This window comes from Kitasatospora sp. NPDC057518, assembly GCF_042802075.1.
In the GTDB taxonomy this organism is placed as follows: Bacteria; Actinomycetota; Actinomycetes; order Streptomycetales; family Streptomycetaceae; genus Kitasatospora.
Map to the genome: position 1 here is coordinate 12807 of NZ_JBHVEU010000031.1, position 22070 is coordinate 34876.

Below are 22070 nucleotides of genomic sequence, written 5' to 3' on the forward strand. Positions count from 1 at the left end.
ATGTCCAACGAAGCCAAGCTCCGCGACTACCTCAAGCGCGCCACGGCGGACCTGCGCGAGGCACGACAGCAGGCCAGGGAACTGGAGGAGAAGGCCCACGAACCCATCGCGATCGTGGGGATGGGGTGCCGGTACCCGGGCGGGGTGAAGTCCCCGGAGGACCTGTGGCGGCTGCTGTCGGAGGGGCGCGACGCGATCTCCGGCTTCCCCGAGGGACGGGGATGGAACCTGGACGGCTCCGGCGCCCCGGCCCGGGACCAGGACGCGCGGGGACCCGGCTCGATCCCCACCCGGAGCGGCGGATTCCTGCACGACGCGGACCTGTTCGACGCGGGGTTCTTCGGCGTCTCGCCGCTCGAGGCCGAGGCGATGGACCCGCAGCAGCGGCTGCTGCTGGAGGTGTCCTGGGAGGCGCTGGAGCGGGCGGGGATCCGTCCCGACACCCTGAAGGGCAGTGCGACCGGGGTCTTCACCGGGCTGATCTCCGGGGAGTACGTCTCCCGGCTGTCCTCCGTCCCCGCCGAGGCCGAGGGCTACGCCGGTACGGGGAACACGGCCAGTGTCGCGTCCGGCCGGGTGGCCTATGTGCTGGGGCTGGAGGGCCCGGCCGTGTCGGTGGACACGGCGTGCTCGTCGTCGCTGGTGGCGCTGCACCTGGCGGTGCAGTCGCTGCGGCGGGGCGAGTGCGCGATGGCGCTGGCCGGCGGTGTCACCGTCATGGCGGGCCCGTCCACGCTCGTCGAACTCGGCAAACAGGGCGGTCTGTCCCCGGACGGCCGGTGCCGGGCCTTCGGCGAGGAGGCCGACGGCACGGGGTTCGGTGAGGGCTGCGGCGTGCTGGTGCTGGAGCGGCTTTCCGACGCGCGGCGGGCTGGGCGTCGGGTGTTGGGGGTGCTGCGGGGTTCGGCGGTGAACCAGGACGGTGCGTCGAACGGGTTGACGGCGCCGAGCGGTCGGGCGCAGGTGCGGGTGGTGCGCGGGGCCTTGGAGGACGCGGGGTTGGCGGCGGGTGACGTCGACGCGGTGGAGGCGCACGGGACGGGGACGCGGTTGGGCGATCCGATCGAGGCGCAGGCCTTGCTGTCCGCGTACGGGGTGGGGCGTGAAGTGCCGTTGTGGCTGGGCTCGGTGAAGTCGAACATCGGTCATACGCAGGCCGCCGCGGGTGTGGCGGGTGTGATGAAGATGGTGCTGGCGATGCGGCACGGGGTGTTGCCGCGGACGTTGCACGCGGAGGTGCCGTCGTCGCATGTGGACTGGTCCTCGGGCGGGGTGGAACTGCTGAGCGAGGCGCGGGAGTGGCCTGAGCTGGACCGGCCGCGGCGGGCGGGTGTGTCGTCGTTCGGGATCAGTGGGACGAACGCGCATGTGATCGTGGAAGGGGTCGCCGAAGAAGCAACTGCCTCTCCCAGTAGCCCTGTTGAGGATCCGGACGTGGTGCCGTGGGTGGTGTCCGGCCGGTCGGTGGAGGCGCTGCGGGCGCAGGCCGGCCGGCTGGCGGAGTACCTGACGGAGCGCCCGGAGGTCGGAGCGGGCAGCGTCGGCTGGTCGCTGGTCGCGCAGCGCTCGCTGTTCGAGCAGCGTGCCGTCGTGACGGGCGCCGACCGTGAAGAACTGCTCGCGGGGCTGCGTGTTCTGGCCGAGGGCGGCACGGCGGACAACGTCACCGTCACGCCCTCCACCACGCCCCCCGACGGCCGGCGCGGCACCGTCTTCGTCTTCCCTGGCCAGGGCTCCCAGTGGGCCGGCATGGCACGGGAACTGCTCGCCGGGTCACCGGCGTTCGAGGAACAGCTCCGCGCCTGCGACCAGGCCCTGACCCCGTACGTCGACTGGTCCCTGCTCGACGTGCTGAACGGCCGTGACGGCGCACCCCCGCTGCACCGGGTCGACGTCGTCCAGCCGGCCCTCTGGGCCGTGATGATCGGACTGGCCGCGGTCTGGCGCTCCCTGGGCGTGCGCCCCGACGCGGTGGTGGGCCACTCCCAGGGCGAGATCGCCGCCGCCCATGTCGCGGGCGCGCTGTCCCTGGAGGACTCGGCCAAGATCGTCGCCATCCGCAGCCGGGCCCTGCTGCGCCTGGCGGGCACCGGTGGCATGGTCTCCGTCGCCGCCCCCGTCGAGGACGTGCGCGCACTGCTGGCCACCGTCGACGGCCATGCCGAGATCGCCGCGGTCAACGGCCCCTCCTCGACCGTGGTCTCGGGCGGCCCCGAGGCCCTCGACCAGCTCACGGCCCGCTGCGAGGCGCGCGGGATCGTGAGCCGCCGCATCGACGTCGACTACGCCTCCCACTCCGCGAGCGTCGAGCCGCTGCGTGAGCAGCTCCTGGCGGAGCTGGCCGGCATCACCCCCACGACCTGCGACACCGCCTTCTACTCCAGCGTCACCGCGACCGCCCTCGACACCACGCGGCTGGACGCCGACTACTGGTACGAGAACCTCCGGCGGCCGATCCGGTTCCAGGAGGCCGTCCAGGCCGCGGCCGACGGCGGCCACGGGTTCGTCGTGGAATCCAGCCCGCACCCCGTCCTGACCGCCGGCATCGAGGAGACCCTCGGCGGCGAGCGGGTCGTCGTGGGCTCCCTGCGCCGTGACCACGGGGCCGTCCGGCAGATCCTCACGAACGCGGCCCGCCTCCACACCGGCGGACTGCCCGTCGACTGGTCCCCGCTCTTCCCGGGCGCGCGGCCGGTGGAGCTGCCGACGTACGCCTTCCAGCGCCGGTCCTACTGGCTGAAGGAGGACACCGCCGTCGCGGACGTGGCCTCCGCGGGTCTCGAAACGGTGGGGCACCCGCTGCTGGGCGCGGCGGTCGAGCGGCCCGACGGGAACGGCTGGGTGCTCACCGGCCGGCTCTCGCCCACGACCCACCCCTGGGCCGCGGACGTTCCGCACGCCGTACTGCTCGAACTGGCGCTGGCCGCGGCCGACCGGGCCGGGTGCGACCGGCTGGAGCGGCTGACCGTCGAGACGCCCCTGAGCCTCGGACGGACCGCGACCGACGTGCAGGTCGTGATCGAGGCGCTGGGCCGCGGCCGCTGCTCCCTCGCCGTCTTCTCGCGGGCTTCCGGAACCTGGATCCGGCACGCCACCGGGGAACTGACCGAGACCCCGGTCGACGCCGGGCCGGCGCCGGCCGCCACGGGCCCGGACCACGAGGTCCTCCGGGCGGATGTGGAACTCCCGGCCCACACCGACCCCGTGGGGTACGGCGTGCACCCGGTGCTGCTGGCCGCCGCACTGCGACCGTTCGCCGGAACCGGTGCGCCCCGCACCTGGTCCGGCGTCGAGCTGTACGCCACCGGGGCCACCGCGCTGCACGTGTCGCTGACGCCCACGGGAGCCGGCACCGCGCGGGTGTTCGCGGTGGACGCGATGGGCGAACCGGTGCTGAGCATCGGTGAAGTGACGATGAGTCAGCAAACCGAGGGCAGGGTCGAGGCCGAGGTTCACGACGACCTGTTCCACCTGGACTGGACCGCACTCGGCGGCCACGCCGTCCGGCCCTCCGCCGAGGACTCCTGGGGCATGCTCGGCTCCGCCGACGGGCTCGCTCTCCCCGGTGCCGTGGCGTACCCCGACCCGGCCGCCCTGGCCCGGGCCGCCGAGGTGCCAGGCACGGTGATCCTCCCCTGCCTGGACGCGGAGGGCGACGGACGGGACGTGCCCGGCGCGGCCCGGGCCGTCGCCCAGCGCGCACTGGAGGTGCTGCAGGACTGGCTGGCCGAGGGGCGGTTGGCCCGCTCGCGCCTCGTCGTCCTCACCCGTGGGGCCGTCGCCACCGCCCCCGACGAGGGCGTGAGCGCGCTGCCGGCCTCGGTCCTGTGGGGTCTGCTGCGCTCCGCCCAGACCGAGCACCCGGACCGCTTCGTCCTCCTGGACGTCGACACCGACCCGGACCGCGACACCCTGGCCGCGGCCCTCGCGACCGGTGAGCCGCAACTCGCCCTGCGCGACGGCACCCTGCTCGCCCCCCGGCTCACCCGGACGGCACCGTCCGAGTTCCGGGCCCCGGTGTCGTTGGACCCGGAGGGGGCGGTGCTGCTGGTGGGCGGTACGGGGGTGTTGGGGGCGTTGCTGGCGCGTCATCTGGTGGTGGCGTGCGGGGTGCGGCACCTGGTGCTGGTGGGCCGTCGGGGTGTGGAGGCGCCCGGGGCGGCGACACTGCGGGACGAGCTGCTGGGGTTGGGCGCGCGCACTGTGGTGGTGCGGGCTTGTGACGCGGCCGACCGTACGGCACTGGGGGTGCTGGTCGACGAGGTGGTGGCCCGGCGTCCGCTGGCGGGCGTGTTCCACCTGGCGGGTGTGCTGCGCGACGGGGTGCTGGTGTCGCTGGGTGCGGAGGCGCTGGGGGAGGTGCTGCGGTCGAAGGTGGACGGCGCGTGGGCGTTGCACGAGGTGACGCGGGAGCGGTGCCCCGGGCTGGCCGCGTTCGTCGTGTACTCCTCGGTCTCGGGCCTGATCGGCGGTGCCGGTCAGGCGAACTACGCGGCGGCGAACACCTTCCTGGACGCGTTGGCGCAGGAGCGGTCGGCCCGGGGGCTGCCGGGTCTCTCGCTGGCGTGGGGCTTGTGGGAGCAGGAGTCCGGCATGACCGCCGGCCTCGACGAGGGCGACCTCGGCCGCATCCGGCGCTCCGGCGTCCTGCCGCTGCCCACGCCGCGGGCGCTCGCCCTCCTCGACCTCGCGATCCGCGCCCGCCGGCCCGTGGTGGCTCCCGTCCGCCTGGACTCCGTCGGCCTGCGCGAGCGCTCCGCCGGGCCGGTGCCCTCTGTCCTGCGCCGACTGGTGCGCCGCCCGCGCCGGATCGCGGCCACCGGTGCCGAGTCGTTCTCCCTGGCCGGCCTGCTGTCCGGCGGCCGGGAGGACGAGCGCGGCCGCCGTCTGCTCGACCGACTGCGCGACCAGCTGCTCGAACACCCCGAGGTCTCCCACGCGGTCCCCGTCCTGGTACGGGCCGAAGATCCCGCGGAACGGGAGCGGACGACGGCCCGGGCCGAGACCAGGCTCGTGGCCTACGTCCTGCCCAGCCCGTCCCCGAAGGTGCTCCAGGAGCTCCGCGACCGCCTGCCGGCCCACCTGGCCCCCGTCGAGATCCTCGGCGCCGACGAGCCGCACGCCCGGGAGGCGGTCCTCTGCGGGCTCTTCGCCGAACTGCTCGGCCTCACCCGGGTGGCACCCGGCGACAGCTTCTTCGACATCGGCGGCCAGTCCCTGCTCGCCACCCGCCTGATCAGCCGCGTCCGCGGTGTCCTCGACGCCGAGATCCAGCCCGGCGAGCTGTTCGAGCACCCGAGCCCGGGCGCCCTGGCACTCCGTCTCGGTCACGGAACCGGGGAGCGGCGCACCCGCCTCGCGCCCGTCTCCCGGCCGGACGTCCTTCCCCTCTCCTTCGCGCAGCAACGCCTCTGGTTCCAGCACAAGTTGGAGGGCCCGTCGGCGACGTACAACGTGCCGCTCGCGCTGTGGATGTCGGGGGAGCCGGACTCGGCGGCGCTGGCGGCCGCGCTGAACGACGTGGTGGGCCGGCACGAGTCGCTGCGGACGGTGTTCGAGGAGGTGGACGGCGAGCCGTGCCAGCGGGTGCTGGCCGAGTTCGAGGTGCCGTTGGAGACGCGGCAGATCGAAACCGCCGACCTGCGCGAGAAGTTGGACGAGGCCGCCCGGTACGCCTTCGACCTGGCGACCGAAGTGCCCATCCGGTCCTGGCTGTTCAGCACCGGCCCGACCGAACACGTCCTGCTCGTCGTGCTGCACCACATCGCGGGCGACGGGTGGTCCATGGTGCCGCTGGCCCGCGACCTGGCCGAGGCCTACGCGGCCCGACTCGACGGTGCGGCGCCGGAGTGGGAGCCGCTGCCGGTGCAGTACGCGGACTACACCCTCTGGCAGCGGGACCTCCTGGGTGGGGCGGACGATCCCGACAGCCTCTTCGGCCGCCAAGTGGACTACTGGCGACAGGAGTTGGCCGACCTCCCGACGGAGGTGAGCGCCCCCGCCGACCGGGCGAGGCCCGCCGTGGCCTCGTACGCCGGAGACGTGACCCCCTTCGCGCTCGACCCGGACCTGCACCGCGCGCTGAGCGAACTGGCCCGCGCCCACGACGCCACCGTCTTCATGGTCCTGCAAGCCGCTCTCGCCGCCCTGCTGACCCGGCTCGGCGCCGGCACCGACATCCCGCTCGGCAGCGGCATCGCCGGCCGGACCGACGAGGCGCTCGACCGGCTGGTGGGCTTCTTCGTCAACATGCTGGTCCTGCGCACGGACACCTCGGGCGACCCGTCGTTCGCCGAACTCGTCGGCCGGGTACGGGAGACCAGCCTCGCCGCCTACGCCCACCAGGACGTCCCCTTCGAGTCCCTGGTGGAGGAGATCAACCCGCACCGTTCGACCGCCCACCACCCGCTGTTCCAGGTGGCCCTGACCCTGCAGAACAACGAGCAGGCCCGGTTCCGGATGCCCGGACTCGACGTCCGCCCGGAACTCGTCGGCACCGGGACCTCCCGCTTCGACCTCTTCTTCAGCCTGACGGAGAGCCATGGCGCGAACGGCGAACCCGCGGGCATCGACGCCTACGTCGAGTACGCCACGGAGCTCTTCGACGCCTCCACCGTCGACGCCCTGATCCACCGGTGGACCGCGTTCATGCGCGCCCTGCTCCACGACCCCGCGGCCCCCATCGGCGCGGCGGACATCCTCACCCCGCGGGAGCACGCGCGGATCACCGGGTGGAACGCCGGCCCCACCCGCGACACCACCGGGTCGAGCCTGCCGGCGCTGTTCGCCGCCCAGGCCGCCCGCACCCCCGACGCGACGGCCCTGGTCTGCGAGGACGTCGAACTGACCTACCGGGAACTGGACGCCCGCGCCAACCGGATCGCCCACTGGCTGCGCGCCCGGGGCATCGGCGCCGAGCAGCACGTGGCCGTCCTCTACGAGCGCTCGCCCGAGCAGATCGCGGCCGTCCTCGGCGTCCTCAAGGCGGGCGCCGCCTACGTCCCCCTCGACCCCGAGTACCTCGCCGAGCGGGTCGGCCACATCCTGGCCGACGCCGCCCCGGAGCTGATCCTGACCACCCGGGCGCTCGCCGACACGATCGGCACCCTGCACGACGGCACCGAGACCGTGGCCACCGACGACCCAGGGACGGCCGAGGCCCTGGCCGGCTGCCCCGACCACGACCCGGAGCCCGCCGCACCGCCGCACCCCGGCCACCCGGCCTACGTCATCCACACCTCCGGCTCCACCGGCGTGCCCAAGGGCGTCGTCGTCACCCACCAGGGCCTCGGGAGCCTGGCGAGCACCCTGCTGCGACAGTGCGCGGTCACCCCCGACTCCCGGGTGCTCCAGCTGTCGTCGCCCGGCTTCGACGCGGCCGTCCTCGAACTGACCATGGCCTTCGCGGCCGGCGCCGCCCTCGTCCTGGGCGGCCGGGACCGCCTCGTCGGCGCCGAACTGGCCGACGTCCTGGCCGACCGCCGGATCACCCACGCGCTCATCCCGCCGTCCGTGCTCGGCACCCTGCCGGCCGGATCCGCCGAGGCGCTCACCGGGTTCCGCACCCTGATCGTGGGAGCCGAGGCGTGCGGCGCCGACCTGGTGCGGACCTGGTCGCCGGGACGCCGCATGGTCAACGCCTACGGCCCGACCGAGTCCACGGTCGTCGCGGCCATCAGCGAGCCGCTCGCCGGCGGGGACGTACCGATCGGACGCCCCGTCGACAACACCCGGGTCCGGGTCCTGGACGACCGTCTGCGGCCGGTGCCGCCGGGCGTCCCCGGCGAGCTGTACCTGGCGGGCGCGGGCCTGGCCCGCGGCTACCTCGACCGGCCCGGGCTCAGCGCCCAGCGCTTCGTGGCCGATCCGTTCGGCCCGGCCGGCACCCGCATGTACCGCACGGGCGACGTCGTGCGCTGGACGGCGGAGGGGCAACTCGAGTACCTGGGCCGGGCCGACCAGCAGGTCAAGGTCCGCGGCTTCCGGATCGAACCCGGCGAGATCGAGGCCGTCCTGCGCGAGCAGTCCGGTGTCGCCCAGGCCGTGGTGGTGGTCCGCGAGGACCGCGAGGGCGACCCGCGGCTCGTCGCGTACATCGTGCCCGAGGGCGAGGGCGCCGAGGACGACCAGGTGGACGAGTGGCGCGAGATCTACGACGACGTCTACGGCGGTGCCGGGACGGAGACACCCGGGTTCGGCCAGGACTTCACCGGCTGGAACAGCTCCTACACCGGTGAGCCGATCCCGCTCGACGAGATGCGCGACTGGCGCGACGCCGCGGTGCGGCGCATCACGGAACGCCCGCCCCGGCGCGTCCTGGAGATCGGCGTGGGCTCCGGCCTGCTCTTCGGCCCGCTGGCCCCCCGGGCCGAGACCTACTGGGCGACGGACTTCTCCGCGCCCGTGATCGAACGCCTCACCGCCCAGTGCGAGACCGCCGGACTCGCCGACCGGGTACGGCTGCTCTGCCGGCCCGCCGACGTCGTGGACGACATCCCGGCCGAGTACTTCGACACCGTCGTCCTCAACTCGATCATCCAGTACTTCCCCGACGCCGACTACCTGGCCCGGGTCCTGGACGGCGCGCTCGGCCGGCTCGCCCCCGGCGGGCGCATCGTCGTGGGCGACGTCCGCCACCGCGGCTCGCTGCGCGCCTTCCAGACCGGGATCCACCTCGGCCACGCGGCGGAGGACAGCACTGGCGAGCAGCTCAGGGCGGCCGTGGAACACGCGGTGATCATGGAGAAGGAACTGGTCATCGACCCGGACTTCTTCACCGTCTGGGCGCGGCGCCACCCCGGGGCGGTGGCCGGCGTCGACATCCGGCTCAAGCGCGGCGCCCACCACAACGAGCTGACCAGGCACCGCTACGAGGTCGTCCTGCACAAGGCGGACGGGACCGCCCGGGCCGAGTCCCTCGCGAACGTGCCGGAACTCGTCTGGGGCCGCGATCTCACGAGCCTCCAGGACCTGGCGGGCCTGGACGCCCTCACCTCCGGGGCCGGGCCGGTCCGGGTCACCGGCCTCGTCAACAGCCGGCTGACCGGAGAGGTCGCGGCGGCGGAGGAACTCGCGCACGAGGCGTCGCCGCAACGGCTCCGCGCCCGGCTGAGCACGGGGCGGGCCGACGGGACCGCACCCGGGGCCGTCGACCCGGAGGCCCTGCACGACTGGGGCGAGCGGCACGGCTGCCAGGTGCTGACCACCTGGGCGCCCGGCGCACCGGACGCCCTCGACGCCGTACTCGTTCCCGGCGGACGCGCGGACGCCGTCTACACGGACGTGCACCGACCGGCGTACACCCAGGACAAGCCCCTGTCGGCCCTGGTGAACAACCCCCTGGGCTCCCGGACGACCGGCCGCGTCCTGGCCGGGCTGCGGGACGCCCTGCGGCAACGGCTGCCCGAGTACATGGTGCCGTCCGCCGTCATCGCCCTCGACGCGCTGCCGCTCACCTCCAGCGGCAAGCTCGACCGGCGGGCCCTCCCGGCTCCCGACTACGCGTCGCGGTCGGCACGCGGGCCCCGTACACCGCGGGAGGAGATCCTCTGCGGCCTGTTCGCGGAGGTGCTGGGGGTCGACCGGGCCGGGATCGACGACGACTTCTTCGACTTGGGCGGTCACTCGCTGCTGGCGACGCGGCTGGTGAGCCGGGTGCGGTCGGTGCTGGGCGTGGAACTGCCGTTGCGCGCGGTGTTCGAGACTCCGACGGTGGCCGGGCTGGTCGAGCGGTTGTCCTCCGGCGGTGCGGTGCGCCCGGAGCTGGTGGCGGGGGAGCGGCCGGAGCGGTTGCCGCTGTCGTTCGCGCAGCAGCGCCTGTGGTTCCTGCACCGGCTGGAGGGTCCGTCGGCGACGTACAACATGCCGTTGGCCTTGCGGTTGTCGGGTGTGTTGGACCGGGGTGCGTTGGTGGCCGCGTTGGATGACGTGGTGGGCCGGCACGAGTCGCTGCGGACGGTGTTCGCGGAGGTGGACGGCGCGTCGTACCAGCGGGTGCTGAACGGCGTGCGGGTGCCGTTCGAGGTGTCCGAGGTAGAACCCGCAGCTCTGGATGCGGCGTTGGCGGGCGCGGCGCGGTACGCCTTCGACCTGGCAGCCGAAGTGCCCATCCGTTCCTGGCTGTTCGGTACCGGTCCGTCGGAGCACGTCCTGCTCGTGGTGCTGCACCACATCGCGGGCGACGGCTGGTCCATGGCGCCGCTGGCCCGTGACCTGGCCGAGGCCTATGCGGCCCGGCTGGAGGGTGTGGCGCCGGGGTGGGAGCCGCTGCCGGTGCAGTACGCGGACTACACGCTGTGGCAGCGCGAGCTGCTGGACGGTGTACGGGAGGATGAACTCGCGTATTGGCAGGGCCAGTTGGCTGGTCTGCCGGAGGAGGTGAGCCCGCCCGCCGACCGGGCTCGGCCGGCCGTGGCCTCGTACGCGGGAGAGACGGCGTCGTTCGGGCTGAGCCCGGCTCTGCACCGTGCCGTCGGCGAGGTGGCGCGTGCCCATGACGCCACGGTGTTCATGGTGCTCCAGGCGGCCTTGGCCGTGCTGTTGTCCCGTCTGGGTGCGGGGGAGGACGTCCCCATCGGTTCTCCGGTGGCGGGGCGTTCGGACGAGGCGCTGGACGATCTGGTCGGGTTCTTCGTGAACACGCTGGTGCTGCGGACGGACGTGTCGGGTGATCCGTCGTTCGCCGAGCTGGTGGGCCGGGTGCGCGAGGCCGGTCTGGGTGCGTTGGCGCATCAGGACGTGCCGTTCGAGTACCTGGTGGAGGAGTTGAACCCCCGGCGGTCGGCGGCTCGGCATCCGCTGTTCCAGGTGATGCTGGCCTTGCAGAACACCGAGCAGGCCCGGTTCGAACTGCCGGGTCTGGAGGTTGTGGCGGAGCCGGTGGGCACGGGCGTGTCCCGGGTCGACCTCACCCTCAGCCTCGCCGAGGACCCTGACGGCGGGATGCGCGGAGTCGCCGAGTTCGCGACGGACCTGTTCGACCGGTCCACCGTCGAGGTGCTCCTCGACCGGTGGGTGCGCTTGCTGGAGGGGCTGACCGCGCGGCCGGAACTGCCGGTGGCCCAGGTCGACATCCTCACCCCCGAGGAGCGCCGGCAGCTGCTGCCGGGCCGGAACGACACGGACCTGCCCGCGCGCAGCCTGGTCACGGCGTTCCGGGCGCAGGTCGAGCGGGTCCCCGACGCCGTCGCGGTCGTCGCGGACGGCACCCGGCTCACGTACGCCCAGCTCGACGAGCGGGCCGACCGCCTCGCCCACGAGCTGATCGGCCGTGGGGTCGGCGCGGAACGCCTGGTGGCCATCGCCATGCCGCGGTCGATCGGCTTCGTGGTCGCGGTGCTGGCCGTGGTCAAGGCCGGCGGAATGTACCTGTCGCTCGACGCGCGCTACCCGGAGAGCCAGGTCCGCAGGATGTGGGCGGACAACGACGTCAACCTGCTGCTGACCGACTCGCCGACCCGCGTCCCGGCCTTCGTGCCCGGGGACCAGGTGCTGCTCGTCCAGGACGACGCCGCACACGTCCCGTCCACGTCCACGTCCCCGTCCGCCCCGTCCACCCCGCCCGCCGGCGACCGTGGCGCGGCCCCCGACCCCGACCAGCTGGCCTGCGTCATCTACACGTCCGGATCCACCGGCACCCCGAAGGGCATCGGGCTCACCCACGCCGACATCACCTCCCTGGCCGACGACCCCGTGGTCGGCGGGTACCCCGCACGGGTGCTCCTCCACTCGCCGACCGCCTGGGACGCCCTGCCGTTCGAGCTGTGGATGCCCCTCCTGCTCGGCGGCCGGGTCGTCATCGCCCCCGACGTGCCGCTCGACGGACCGCATCTGCGCGACATCGTCCGCGACCACGGCATCACCTCCATGTGGATCACCGCGGGACTGTTCAAGGCGATGGCCGAGGACCACCCCGACTGCTTCGCGTCCATGCGCCAGGTCTTCACCGGCGGCGAGGTCGTCCCGCAGGGCCCGGTGCGACGCGTCATGGCGGCCTGCCCGGACCTCACCGTGGTCAACGGCTACGGACCGGGTGAGACCACCACCTTCGCCACCCTGCACGCGATGGCGCCCGGCCACGACCCCGAGCCGTCCCTGCCGATCGGCCGGCCGGTCACCGGCAAGCAGGTGTACGTCCTCGACGAGCGCCTCGGCCTGGTGCCGCCCGGCGTGGTGGGCGAGCTGTACGTCGCCGGCGCCGGCATGGCGCGCGGGTACCTGGGGCAGCCGGGGCTGAGCGCCCAGCGCTTCGTGGCGGACCCGTACGGCCCGGCCGGCACCCGCATGTACCGCACCGGCGACCTCGCCCGCTGGAACCGGGACGGCCTGCTGGAGTTCGCCGGCCGGGCCGACCATCAGGTCAAGATCCGGGGCCTCCGGATCGAACCGGGCGAGGTCGAGTCGGGGCTGCGGCGCTGCGCCGGGGTGGCGCACGCCACCGTCGTCGTCCACACCGTCCGGGAGGGTGATGTCCGTCTGGTCGCCTACGTGGTGACCGAGCCCGGCACCGGGTTCGACCCGTCCGCGATCGCCGGGGAACTGCGCGGGCGGCTCCCGGAGTACATGGTCCCCGCCCTGATCACGGCCGTCCCCGCCATACCCCTGACGCCGAACGGGAAGGTGGACCGGGCCGTGTTGCCGGCGCCCGACTTCGGCGCCCTGGTGTCGGAGGGCGGCCGGGGGCCCCGTTCGGCGCGTGAGGCGGCGCTGTGCGAGGTGTTCGCGGAGGTGCTGGGAGTCGAACGGGTCGGGATCGACGACGACTTCTTCGACCTGGGCGGGCATTCGCTGCTGGTGATGCGGTTGATGGGCCGTGTCCGTGAACGGCTGGCTGCGGAACTGCCGTTGCGTGCGGTGTTCGAGTCGCCGACGGTGGCGGGGCTGGTCGAGCGGCTGGCTTCGGGTGCGGTGGCGCGGCCGGAGCTGGTGGCGGGGGTGCGGCCGGAGCGGTTGCCGTTGTCGTTCGCGCAGCAGCGGTTGTGGTTCCTGCACCGGTTGGAGGGTCCGTCGGCGACGTACAACATGCCCTTGGGGCTGCGGTTGTCGGGCGCGTTGGACCGGGGTGCGTTGGCGGCCGCGTTGGATGACGTGGTGGGCCGGCACGAGTCGCTGCGGACGGTGTTCGCGGAGGTGGACGGTGAGCCGTGCCAGCGGGTGCTGGCCGGGGTCCGGGCGGCGTTCGAGGTGTGCGAGGTCGAACCGGCAGTTTTGCGCCGGGAGTTGGACGATGCCGCGCGGTACGCCTTTGACCTTTCGGCTGAACTGCCCATCCGTTCCTGGCTGTTCAGTACCGGACCGTCCGAACACGTCCTGCTCATCGTGCTGCACCACATCGCGGGCGACGGCTGGTCCATGGCGCCGCTGGCCCGTGACCTGGCGGAGGCCTATGCGGCCCGGCTGGAGGGTGCGGCGCCGGGGTGGGAGCCGCTGCCGGTGCAGTACGCGGACTACACGCTGTGGCAGCGCGAGGTCCTGGACGAGGTGCGCGACGGCCAGATCGCCTACTGGCGCGGCCAGTTGGCGGAGCTCCCGCAGGAGGTGAGCCTGGCCGCCGACCGCGTGCGGCCGGCAGTCGCCTCGTACACGGGTGACGTGACCACCTTCGCCCTCGACCCGGACCTGCACCGCGCACTGGGCGAGCTCGCGCGGTCGTCGAACGCCACGTTGTTCATGGTGTTGCAGGCTGGCCTCGCCGTGCTGTTGTCCCGGTTGGGTGCGGGGGAGGACGTGCCCATCGGTTCGCCGGTGGCGGGGCGTTCGGACGAGGCGCTGGACGATCTGGTCGGGTTCTTCGTGAACACGTTGGTGCTGCGGACGGATGTGTCGGGTGATCCGTCGTTCGCCGAGTTGGTGGGCCGGGTGCGTGAGGCGGGTCTGGGTGCGTTGGCGCATCAGGATGTGCCGTTCGAGTACCTGGTGGAGGAGTTGAACCCCCGGCGGTCGGCGGCGCGGCATCCGCTGTTCCAGGTGATGCTGGCCTTGCAGAACACCGAGCAGGCGCGATTCGAACTGCCCGGTCTGGAGGTGGCGGAGGAACCGGTGGGCACGGGCGTGTCCCGGATGGACCTCACCCTCAGCCTCGCCGAGGAGCCCGGCGGCGGGATGCGGGGAATCGCCGAGTTCGCGACGGACCTCTTCGACCGGTCCACCGTCGAGCTGTTCCTCGACCGGTGGGTGCGGTTGCTGGAGGGGCTGGCCGCGCGGCCGGAACTGCCGGTCGGCCAGGCCGACATCCTCACCCCCGAGGAGCGGCACCAGCTGCTGTCGGGCTGGAACGACACCGGCCGGGACGTGCCGGCGACGACCGTGCCGGAGCTGTTCGCCGCACAGGCGGCCCGGACGCCCGAGGCCACGGCCTTGGTCGCCGGGGCCGAAAGGCTCACCTACGCCCAGCTGAACGCCCAGGCCAACCGGATCGCCCACTGGCTCATCGCCCAGGGCGTCCGACCGGGCGACACGGTGGCCGTGGCACTGCCCAGGTCGGTCGAACTGGTCGCCGTGCTCCTGGCCACGCACAAGGCCGGTGCCGCGTACCTGCCGCTGGACCTGGACTACCCGGCGGAGCGCACCGCGTTCATGTGCCGTGACGCGGAGCCCGCGTACGTGGTCGACGACCTCGACCTGATCAGCGGGCTGCTCGACAGCGCGGACGGTGACGCCGCCGAGCCGGCCGTTGCCCGGCACCCCGGCCTTCCCGCCTACGTGATCTACACCTCGGGTTCCACCGGGCGCCCCAAGGGCGTCGTCGTCCCGCAGCGGGCCATCGTCAACCGGCTCCTGTGGATGCAGGACGAGTACGGGCTCGGCCCCGACGACCGGGTGCTCCAGAAGACCCCGTCGAGCTTCGACGTCTCCGTCTGGGAGTTCTTCTGGCCGCTCGTCACCGGCGCCACGCTCGTGGTCGCGGAACCCGGAGGCCACCGGGACCCGGCGTACCTGAGCCGGCTGATCCAGACGGAGGCCGTCACCACCGTCCACTTCGTGCCGTCCATGCTGGAAGCGTTCCTCGCCGACGAGTCCACCGCCCGCTGCACCGGCCTGACCCGGGTGATGTGCAGCGGGGAGGCGCTCCCGGCGGACCTGGCCGCGCGGTTCCACGACACGCTGCCCCACGCGGAACTGCACAACCTCTACGGCCCGACCGAGGCCGCGGTGGACGTCACCTCCTGGCACAGCGTCGCCGACCCGGGGGTCGTACCCATCGGCCGGCCGGTCTGGAACACCCGCCTGTACGTGCTCGACGCGGCGCTGCGACCGGTGGCTCCCGGCGCCCCCGGCGAGTTGTACATCGCCGGAGTCCAGCTGGCCGACGGCTACCTGCGGCGGCCGGGGGTGACGGCCGAGCGGTTCGTGGCCAACCCCTTCGGCGCACCCGGCGACCGCATGTACCGCACGGGAGACCTCGCCCGCTGGACGACCGACGGGGTCCTCCAGTTCCTTGGCCGGGCCGACCAGCAGGTCAAGATCCGGGGCTTCCGGATCGAGCCGGCCGAGATCGAGGCGGCTCTCACCACCCATCCGGCGGTTCGCCAGGCCCTGGTCGTCGCCCGGGAGAACACCCTGGTGGCCTACGCGGTGCCGGAGGAGGGCGCCGGGATCGACACCCGGCAGCTCCGGGAACACCTGCGGGCCGCCTTGCCGGACCACATGGTCCCGGCGGCCGTCGTCCCCCTGGACCGGCTTCCCCTGACGCCGAGCGGGAAGGTGGACCGGGCGGCGTTGCCGGTGCCCGACTTCGGCGGGTCGGTGTCGGAGGGTGGCCGGGGGCCCCGTTCGGCGCGTGAGGCGGCGCTGTGCGAGGTGTTCGCGGAGGTGCTGGGGGTCGACCGGGTCGGGATCGACGACGACTTCTTCGACCTGGGCGGGCATTCGCTGCTGGCGACGCGGCTGGTGAGCCGTGTGCGGTCGGTGCTGGGCGTGGAACTGCCGTTGCGCGCGGTGTTCGAGTCGCCGACGGTGGCCGGGCTGGTCGAGCGGCTGGCTTCGGGTGCGGTGGTGCGGCCGGAGCTGGTGGCGGGGGAGCGGCCGGAGCGGTTGCCGTTGTCCTTCGCGCAGCAGCGGTTGTGGTTCCTGCACCGGTTGGAGGGGCCGTCGGCGACGTACAACATGCCGTTGGCGATGCGGTTGTCGGGTGTGTTGGACCGGGGTGCGTTGAGGGCCGCGTTGGACGACGTGGTGGACCGGCACGAGTCGCTGCGGACGGTGTTCGCTGAGGTGGACGGCGCGTCGTACCAGCGGGTGCTGACCGGCGTGCGGGTGCCGTTCGAGGTGTGCGAGGTCGAACCGGCAGTTTTGCGCCGGGAGTTGGACGAGGCCGCGCGGTACGCCTTCGACCTTTCGACCGAACTGCCCATTCGGGCATGGCTGTTCGGTACCGGTCCGTCGGAGCACGTCCTGCTCGTCGTACTGCACCACATCGCTGGTGACGGCTGGTCCATGGCGCCGCTGGCCCGTGACCTGGCCGAGGCGTACACGGCCCGGCTGGAGGGTGCGGCGCCCGGGTGGGAGCCGCTGCCGGTGCAGTACGCGGACTACACGCTGTGGCAGCGTGAGGTCCTGGACGACGTTCTCGACGGCCAGATCGCCTACTGGAGTGGCCAGTTGGCGGGCCTTCCCGAGGAGGTGGGCCCGCCCACAGACCGGGCCCGGCCGGCCGTGGCCTCCTATGCCGGCGACATGACGTCCTTCGTCCTCGATCCGGACCTGCACCGTGCTGTCGGCGAGGTGGCGCGTGCCCATGACGCCACGGTGTTCATGGTGCTCCAGGCGGCCTTGGCGGTGTTGCTGTCCCGCCTGGGTGCGGGGGAGGACGTTCCCATCGGTTCGCCGGTGGCGGGGCGTTCGGACGAGGCGCTGGACGATCTGGTCGGGTTCTTCGTGAACACGCTGGTGCTGCGGACGGATGTGTCGGGTGATCCGTCGTTCGCCGAGCTGGTGGGTCGGGTGCGTGAGGCGGGTCTGGGTGCGTTGGCGCATCAGGATGTGCCGTTCGAGTACCTGGTGGAGGAGTTGAACCCCCGGCGGTCGGCGGCGCGGCATCCGTTGTTCCAGGTGATGCTGGCGTTGCAGAACACCGAGCAGGCCCGGTTCGAACTGCCGGGTCTGGAGGTGGCGGAGGAGCCGGTGGGCACGGGCGTGTCCCGGGTCGACCTCACGCTCAGCCTCGCCGAGGAGCCCGGCGGCGGGATGCGGGGTGTCGCGGAGTTCGCGACGGACCTCTTCGACCGCTCCACCGTCGAGGTGCTCCTCGACCGCTGGGTGCGGTTGCTGGAGGGGCTGACCGCGCGGCCGGAGCTGCCGGTCGGCCAGGCCGACATCCTCACCTCCGACGAACACCGCGAACTGTCGCGGCTGGACTACGTCCTGGACCGGAACCTCCGACTCGTGCCGCGGGGTGTCGTGGGCGAGCTGTACGCCAGGGGCGCGGAGAGCGACCTGGCCGGCAGTGACCCGGAGCGCTGGGTGCCGGACCCGTTCGGTGCGCCGGACGCGCGGATGTACCGCACGGGTGACCTGGCCCGCCGCCGGACCGACGACGGGCACCTGGAACTCGTCGGCCCCGCGGACCCGTTGGCCGCCGCCCTGGAGATCGAAGCCGTCCTGCGGACACTGCCCGGCGTCGCCGAGGCCGCCGTGGTGGTGGACGGCGAGGCGACGCGGTCGGTGGCCTATGTGGTGCCGCTCGTCATGAACCAGTTCTCCGTGTCGCGCCTGCACGAGGACCTGAAGCACCGGCTGCCGGACCACCGGCTGCCCGCGGTGGTCATGCCCGTCCCCGCCCTCCCGCTGACGGCGGACGGTGCGCTCGACCGGGCCGCCCTGCCCGACCCCGACCACGCGCCGCGGGCGGTGCGGACGACGCGCTCGCCGCAGGAGGAGATCCTCTGCGGTCTGTTCGCGGAGGTGCTGGGGGTCGACCGGGTCGGGATCGACGACGGGTTCTTCGGTCTGGGCGGTCACTCGTTGATGGCGGCCCGGCTGGTGAGCCGTGTGCGGTCGGTGCTGGGTGTGGAGCTGCCGTTGCGTGCGGTGTTCGAGTCGTCGACGGTGGCCGGGCTGGCGGAGCGGTTGTCCTCCGGTGGTGTGGTGCGCCCGGAGTTGGCGGCGGGGGTGCGGCCGGAGCGTTTGCCGTTGTCCTTTGCGCAGCAGCGGTTGTGGTTCCTGCACCGCTTGGAGGGTCCGTCGGCGACGTACAACATGCCCTTGGGGCTGCGGTTGTCGGGCGCGTTGGACCGGGGTGCGTTGGCGGCCGCGTTGGACGACGTGGTGGGCCGGCACGAGTCGCTGCGGACGGTGTTCGCCGAAGTGGACGGCGAGTCGTGCCAGCGGGTGCTGGCCGAGGCGCCGGTCCCGCTGGTGACGGTGGAGGTCGACGCCGACGGACTGCGCGACGCGATGGCCGAGGCCGCCCGGTACGCCTTCGACCTGGCGGCGGAGATCCCGCTCCGGGCGTGGTTGTTCGCCTCGGGCCCGTCGGAGCACGTCCTGCTCGTCGTGCTGCACCACATCGCGGGCGACGGTTGGTCGTTGGCGCCGCTGGCGCGTGATCTTGCGGAGGCGTACACGGCCCGGCTGGAGGGTGCGGCGCCGGGGTGGGAGCCGCTGCCGGTGCAGTACGCGGACTACACGCTGTGGCAGCGCGAGGTCCTGGACGAGGTGCGCGACGGCCAGATCGCCTACTGGCGCGGCCAGTTGGCGGAACTTCCGGAGGAGGTGAGCCTGCCCGCCGACCGGGCTCGGCCGGCGGTGGCCTCGTACGCGGGAGGGACGGCGTCGTTCGAGCTGGGGCCGGACCTGCACCGCGCACTGGGCGAGCTCGCGCGGTCGTCGAACGCGACGTTGTTCATGGTGTTGCAGGCTGGCCTCGCCGTGCTGTTGTCCCGGTTGGGTGCGGGGGAGGACGTGCCCATCGGTTCGCCGGTGGCGGGGCGTTCGGACGAGGCGCTGGACGATCTGGTCGGGTTCTTCGTGAACACGTTGGTGTTGCGGACGGATGTGTCGGGTGATCCGTCGTTCGCCGAGTTGGTGGGCCGGGTGCGTGAGGCGGGTCTGGGTGCGTTGGCGCATCAGGATGTGCCGTTCGAGTACCTGGTGGAGGAGTTGAACCCCCGGCGGTCGGCGGCTCGGCATCCGCTGTTCCAGGTGATGCTGGCCTTGCAGAACACCGAGCAGGCCCGCTTCGAATTGCCCGGCCTGGAGGTGGCGGAGGAACCGGTGGGCACGGGTGTGTCCCGGGTCGACCTCACCCTCAGCCTGGTCGAGGAGCCGGGTGGCGGGGTGCGCGGGGTCGCGGAGTTCGCGACGGATCTCTTCGACCGGTCCACCGTCGAGGGGTTCCTGGGCCGGTGGGTGCGGTTGCTGGAGGGGCTGGCCGCGCGGCCGGAGCTGCCGGTGGCCCAGGTCGACATCCTCACGCCCGAGGAGCGGCGACAGCTGCTGTCGGGCTGGAACGACACCGGCCGGGACGTGCCGGCGACGACCGTGCCGGAGCTGTTCGCCGCACAGGCGGCCCGGACGCCCGAGGCCGAGGCCCTGGTCGCCGGGGCCGCGCGGCTGAGCTACGCGCAGCTGAACGCCCGGGCCAACCGGATCGCCCACTGGCTGCTCGCCCGGGGCATCCGACCGGGCGACACGGTGGCGCTGATGTACGAGCGGTCGGCGGACCTGGTGGCCGCACTCCTCGGCGTCCTCAAGACGGGTGCGGCCTACCTGCCGGTCGACCCGGAGTTCCCGAGCGCCCGGGTGGCGCACATCCTCACCGAGGCCGCTCCCGCCCTCCTGCTCACCAGCGACGCCGTCGCCACGGGCGCCGGAGCGGGCGCCCTCGCGGGGCGCCCCTCCTCGGCGACGGTCGTCACCGACGCCCCCGATACCGCGGCCGCCCTGGCGCTGTGCCCGGACACCGACCCGGCGCCGGTCGCCGGCGCCGCGGACCCGGCGTACGTCCTCTACACCTCCGGATCCACGGGCGCGCCCAAGGGCGTGGTCGTGGAGCACGGGGCGCTGTCGAACTTCCTCGCCGACATGGCCGCGCGCTTCCCGCTGACCACCGAGGACCGCTGGCTGGGTGTGACGACCGTCGGGTTCGACATCTCCGTGCTGGAGCTCTGCCTGCCGCTGACCAGCGGCGCCACGCTGGTGCTCGCCGACCGTGACACGGCCCGCACGCCCGCCGCGCTCGCCGGTCTGCTCCGGGCCACCGGAGCCACCGTCATGCAGGCGACCCCCACGCTGTGGCGGGCCCTCGCCGACGAGCAGCCCGGGTGCCTCGACGGGCTCCGGGTCCTGGTGGGCGGCGAGGCGCTCCCGCCCGACCTCGCGCGGACCCTCGCCGCCCGCGCCGCCGAGGTCGTCAACCTGTACGGACCGACCGAGACCACCATCTGGTCCACGGCGGCCGGCATCGCCCCCGGGGCGGCACCGGAGCGCACGCCCATCGGAACGCCGATCGCCAACACGCGGGTGCACGTCCTCGACGAGCGCCTCGGCCTGGTGCCGCCCGGCGTGGTGGGCGAGCTGTACATCGCCGGCGCCGGCGTGGCGCGCGGGTACCTGGGGCAACCGGGGCTGACCGCCCAGCGCTTCGTGGCGGACCCGTACGGTCCGGCCGGCACCCGCATGTACCGCACCGGCGACCTGGTGCGCTGGAACCGGGACGGCCTGCTGGAGTTCGCCGGCCGGGCCGACCAGCAGGTCAAGATCCGGGGCTTCCGGATCGAACCGGGCGAGATCGAGGTCCTGCTCCGGGAACAGCCCGGCGTGGCGCACGCCGTGGCGGTGGTACGGGAGGACCGGCCGGGAGACCAGCGGCTGGTCGCCTACGTGGTGCCCGACGAGCCGGCCGAAGCGCCGCACCTCGCCGAACGCCGCGACCTCCGGGACGCCCTGCGCCTGCGGCTGCCCGAGTACATGGTGCCGTCGGTTGTGCTCACCCTGCCCGCCCTGCCGCTGACCCCGAACGGCAAGCTCGACCGCCGAGCCCTGCCGGCCCCGGACCGGGGCGCCGCCGGCCGCGGGCCCGCCACCCCCCAGGAGGCGGTGCTGGCCGGGCTGTTCGCCGAGGTCCTCGGGGTGGAGCGGGTCGGCGTGGACGACGGGTTCTTCGACCTGGGCGGCCACTCCCTGCTCGCCACCCGGCTGATCGACCGCGTCCGGGACGTGCTGGGCGTGGAGCTGCCGCTGCGCGCCCTGTTCGAGACCTCCGACGTGGCCGGGCTCGCCCGCCGCCTCGACGCGGACCACGACGGCTCGGCCGACGCCTTCGGTGTCGTCCTGCCCCTGCGGCCCCGCAGCGAGGGCGTGCCGCTGTTCTGCGTCCACCCGGGCGGCGGCCTGAGCTGGTCGTACGCCGGACTGCTGCGGCACCTGCCCGCGGAGGTGCCCGTCTACGGCATCCAGGCCCGTGGACTGTCCGAGCCGGACGACCTGCCGGGCAGCGTCGAGGAGATCGCCGACGACTACATCGCCGAGCTCCTCCGGCTGCGTCCCGAGGGCCCCTTCCCGTTGCTGGGCTGGTCGTTCGGCGGGGTGGTCGCCCACGCCATGGCGGCCCGGCTGCGGGAGCGCGGGTTCGACGTCCCGTTCCTGGTCCTCCTCGACGCGCAGCCCGCGCGGCCCAGGACCGCCGAGGAACTCGCCGAGGAGGCGACCCTCGACACGTCCATGGTGTACCGGACGCTGCTGACGGCGTTCGGGGTGCCCGTCGGCGACGGGGAACCGCTCACGCACGCGCGGTTCACGGAGCTGGCCCGTGAGCACCACGCGGCCGTGGCCGACTTCACCGAGGACCGGATCGCCGACGTCCTGCGGGTCATGGCCAACGACCTCCGGATCACCCCCGCCCACCGGCACACGCCGGTGGCGACGGAGGCCGTCGTGTTCGCGGCCACCCGGAAGGACCCGTCCGACCTGGTCACCCCGGAGATGTGGGCCCCGTACATCGACGGGCCGCTCGACCACCGCACGGTCGACTGCGGCCACGCCGCGATGGCCGGCCCGGAGGCGCTGCGGGTGATCGGGCCGATCCTCGCCGAGAGGATGCGCCGGCTCTCCTGAGCGGCGTGCCGGGGAAC

The 22070-nt window shown here is 73.6% G+C and carries 1 protein-coding gene; it reads left to right on the top strand.

From position 1 onward, the window contains the following. A complete protein-coding gene (locus ACFU7Z_RS05445) occupies positions 1 to 22053 on the top strand; it encodes an amino acid adenylation domain-containing protein (protein WP_380776353.1) in 22053 nt (7350 codons plus the stop codon). The last annotated feature ends 17 nt before the right edge of the window (positions 22054 to 22070 follow it).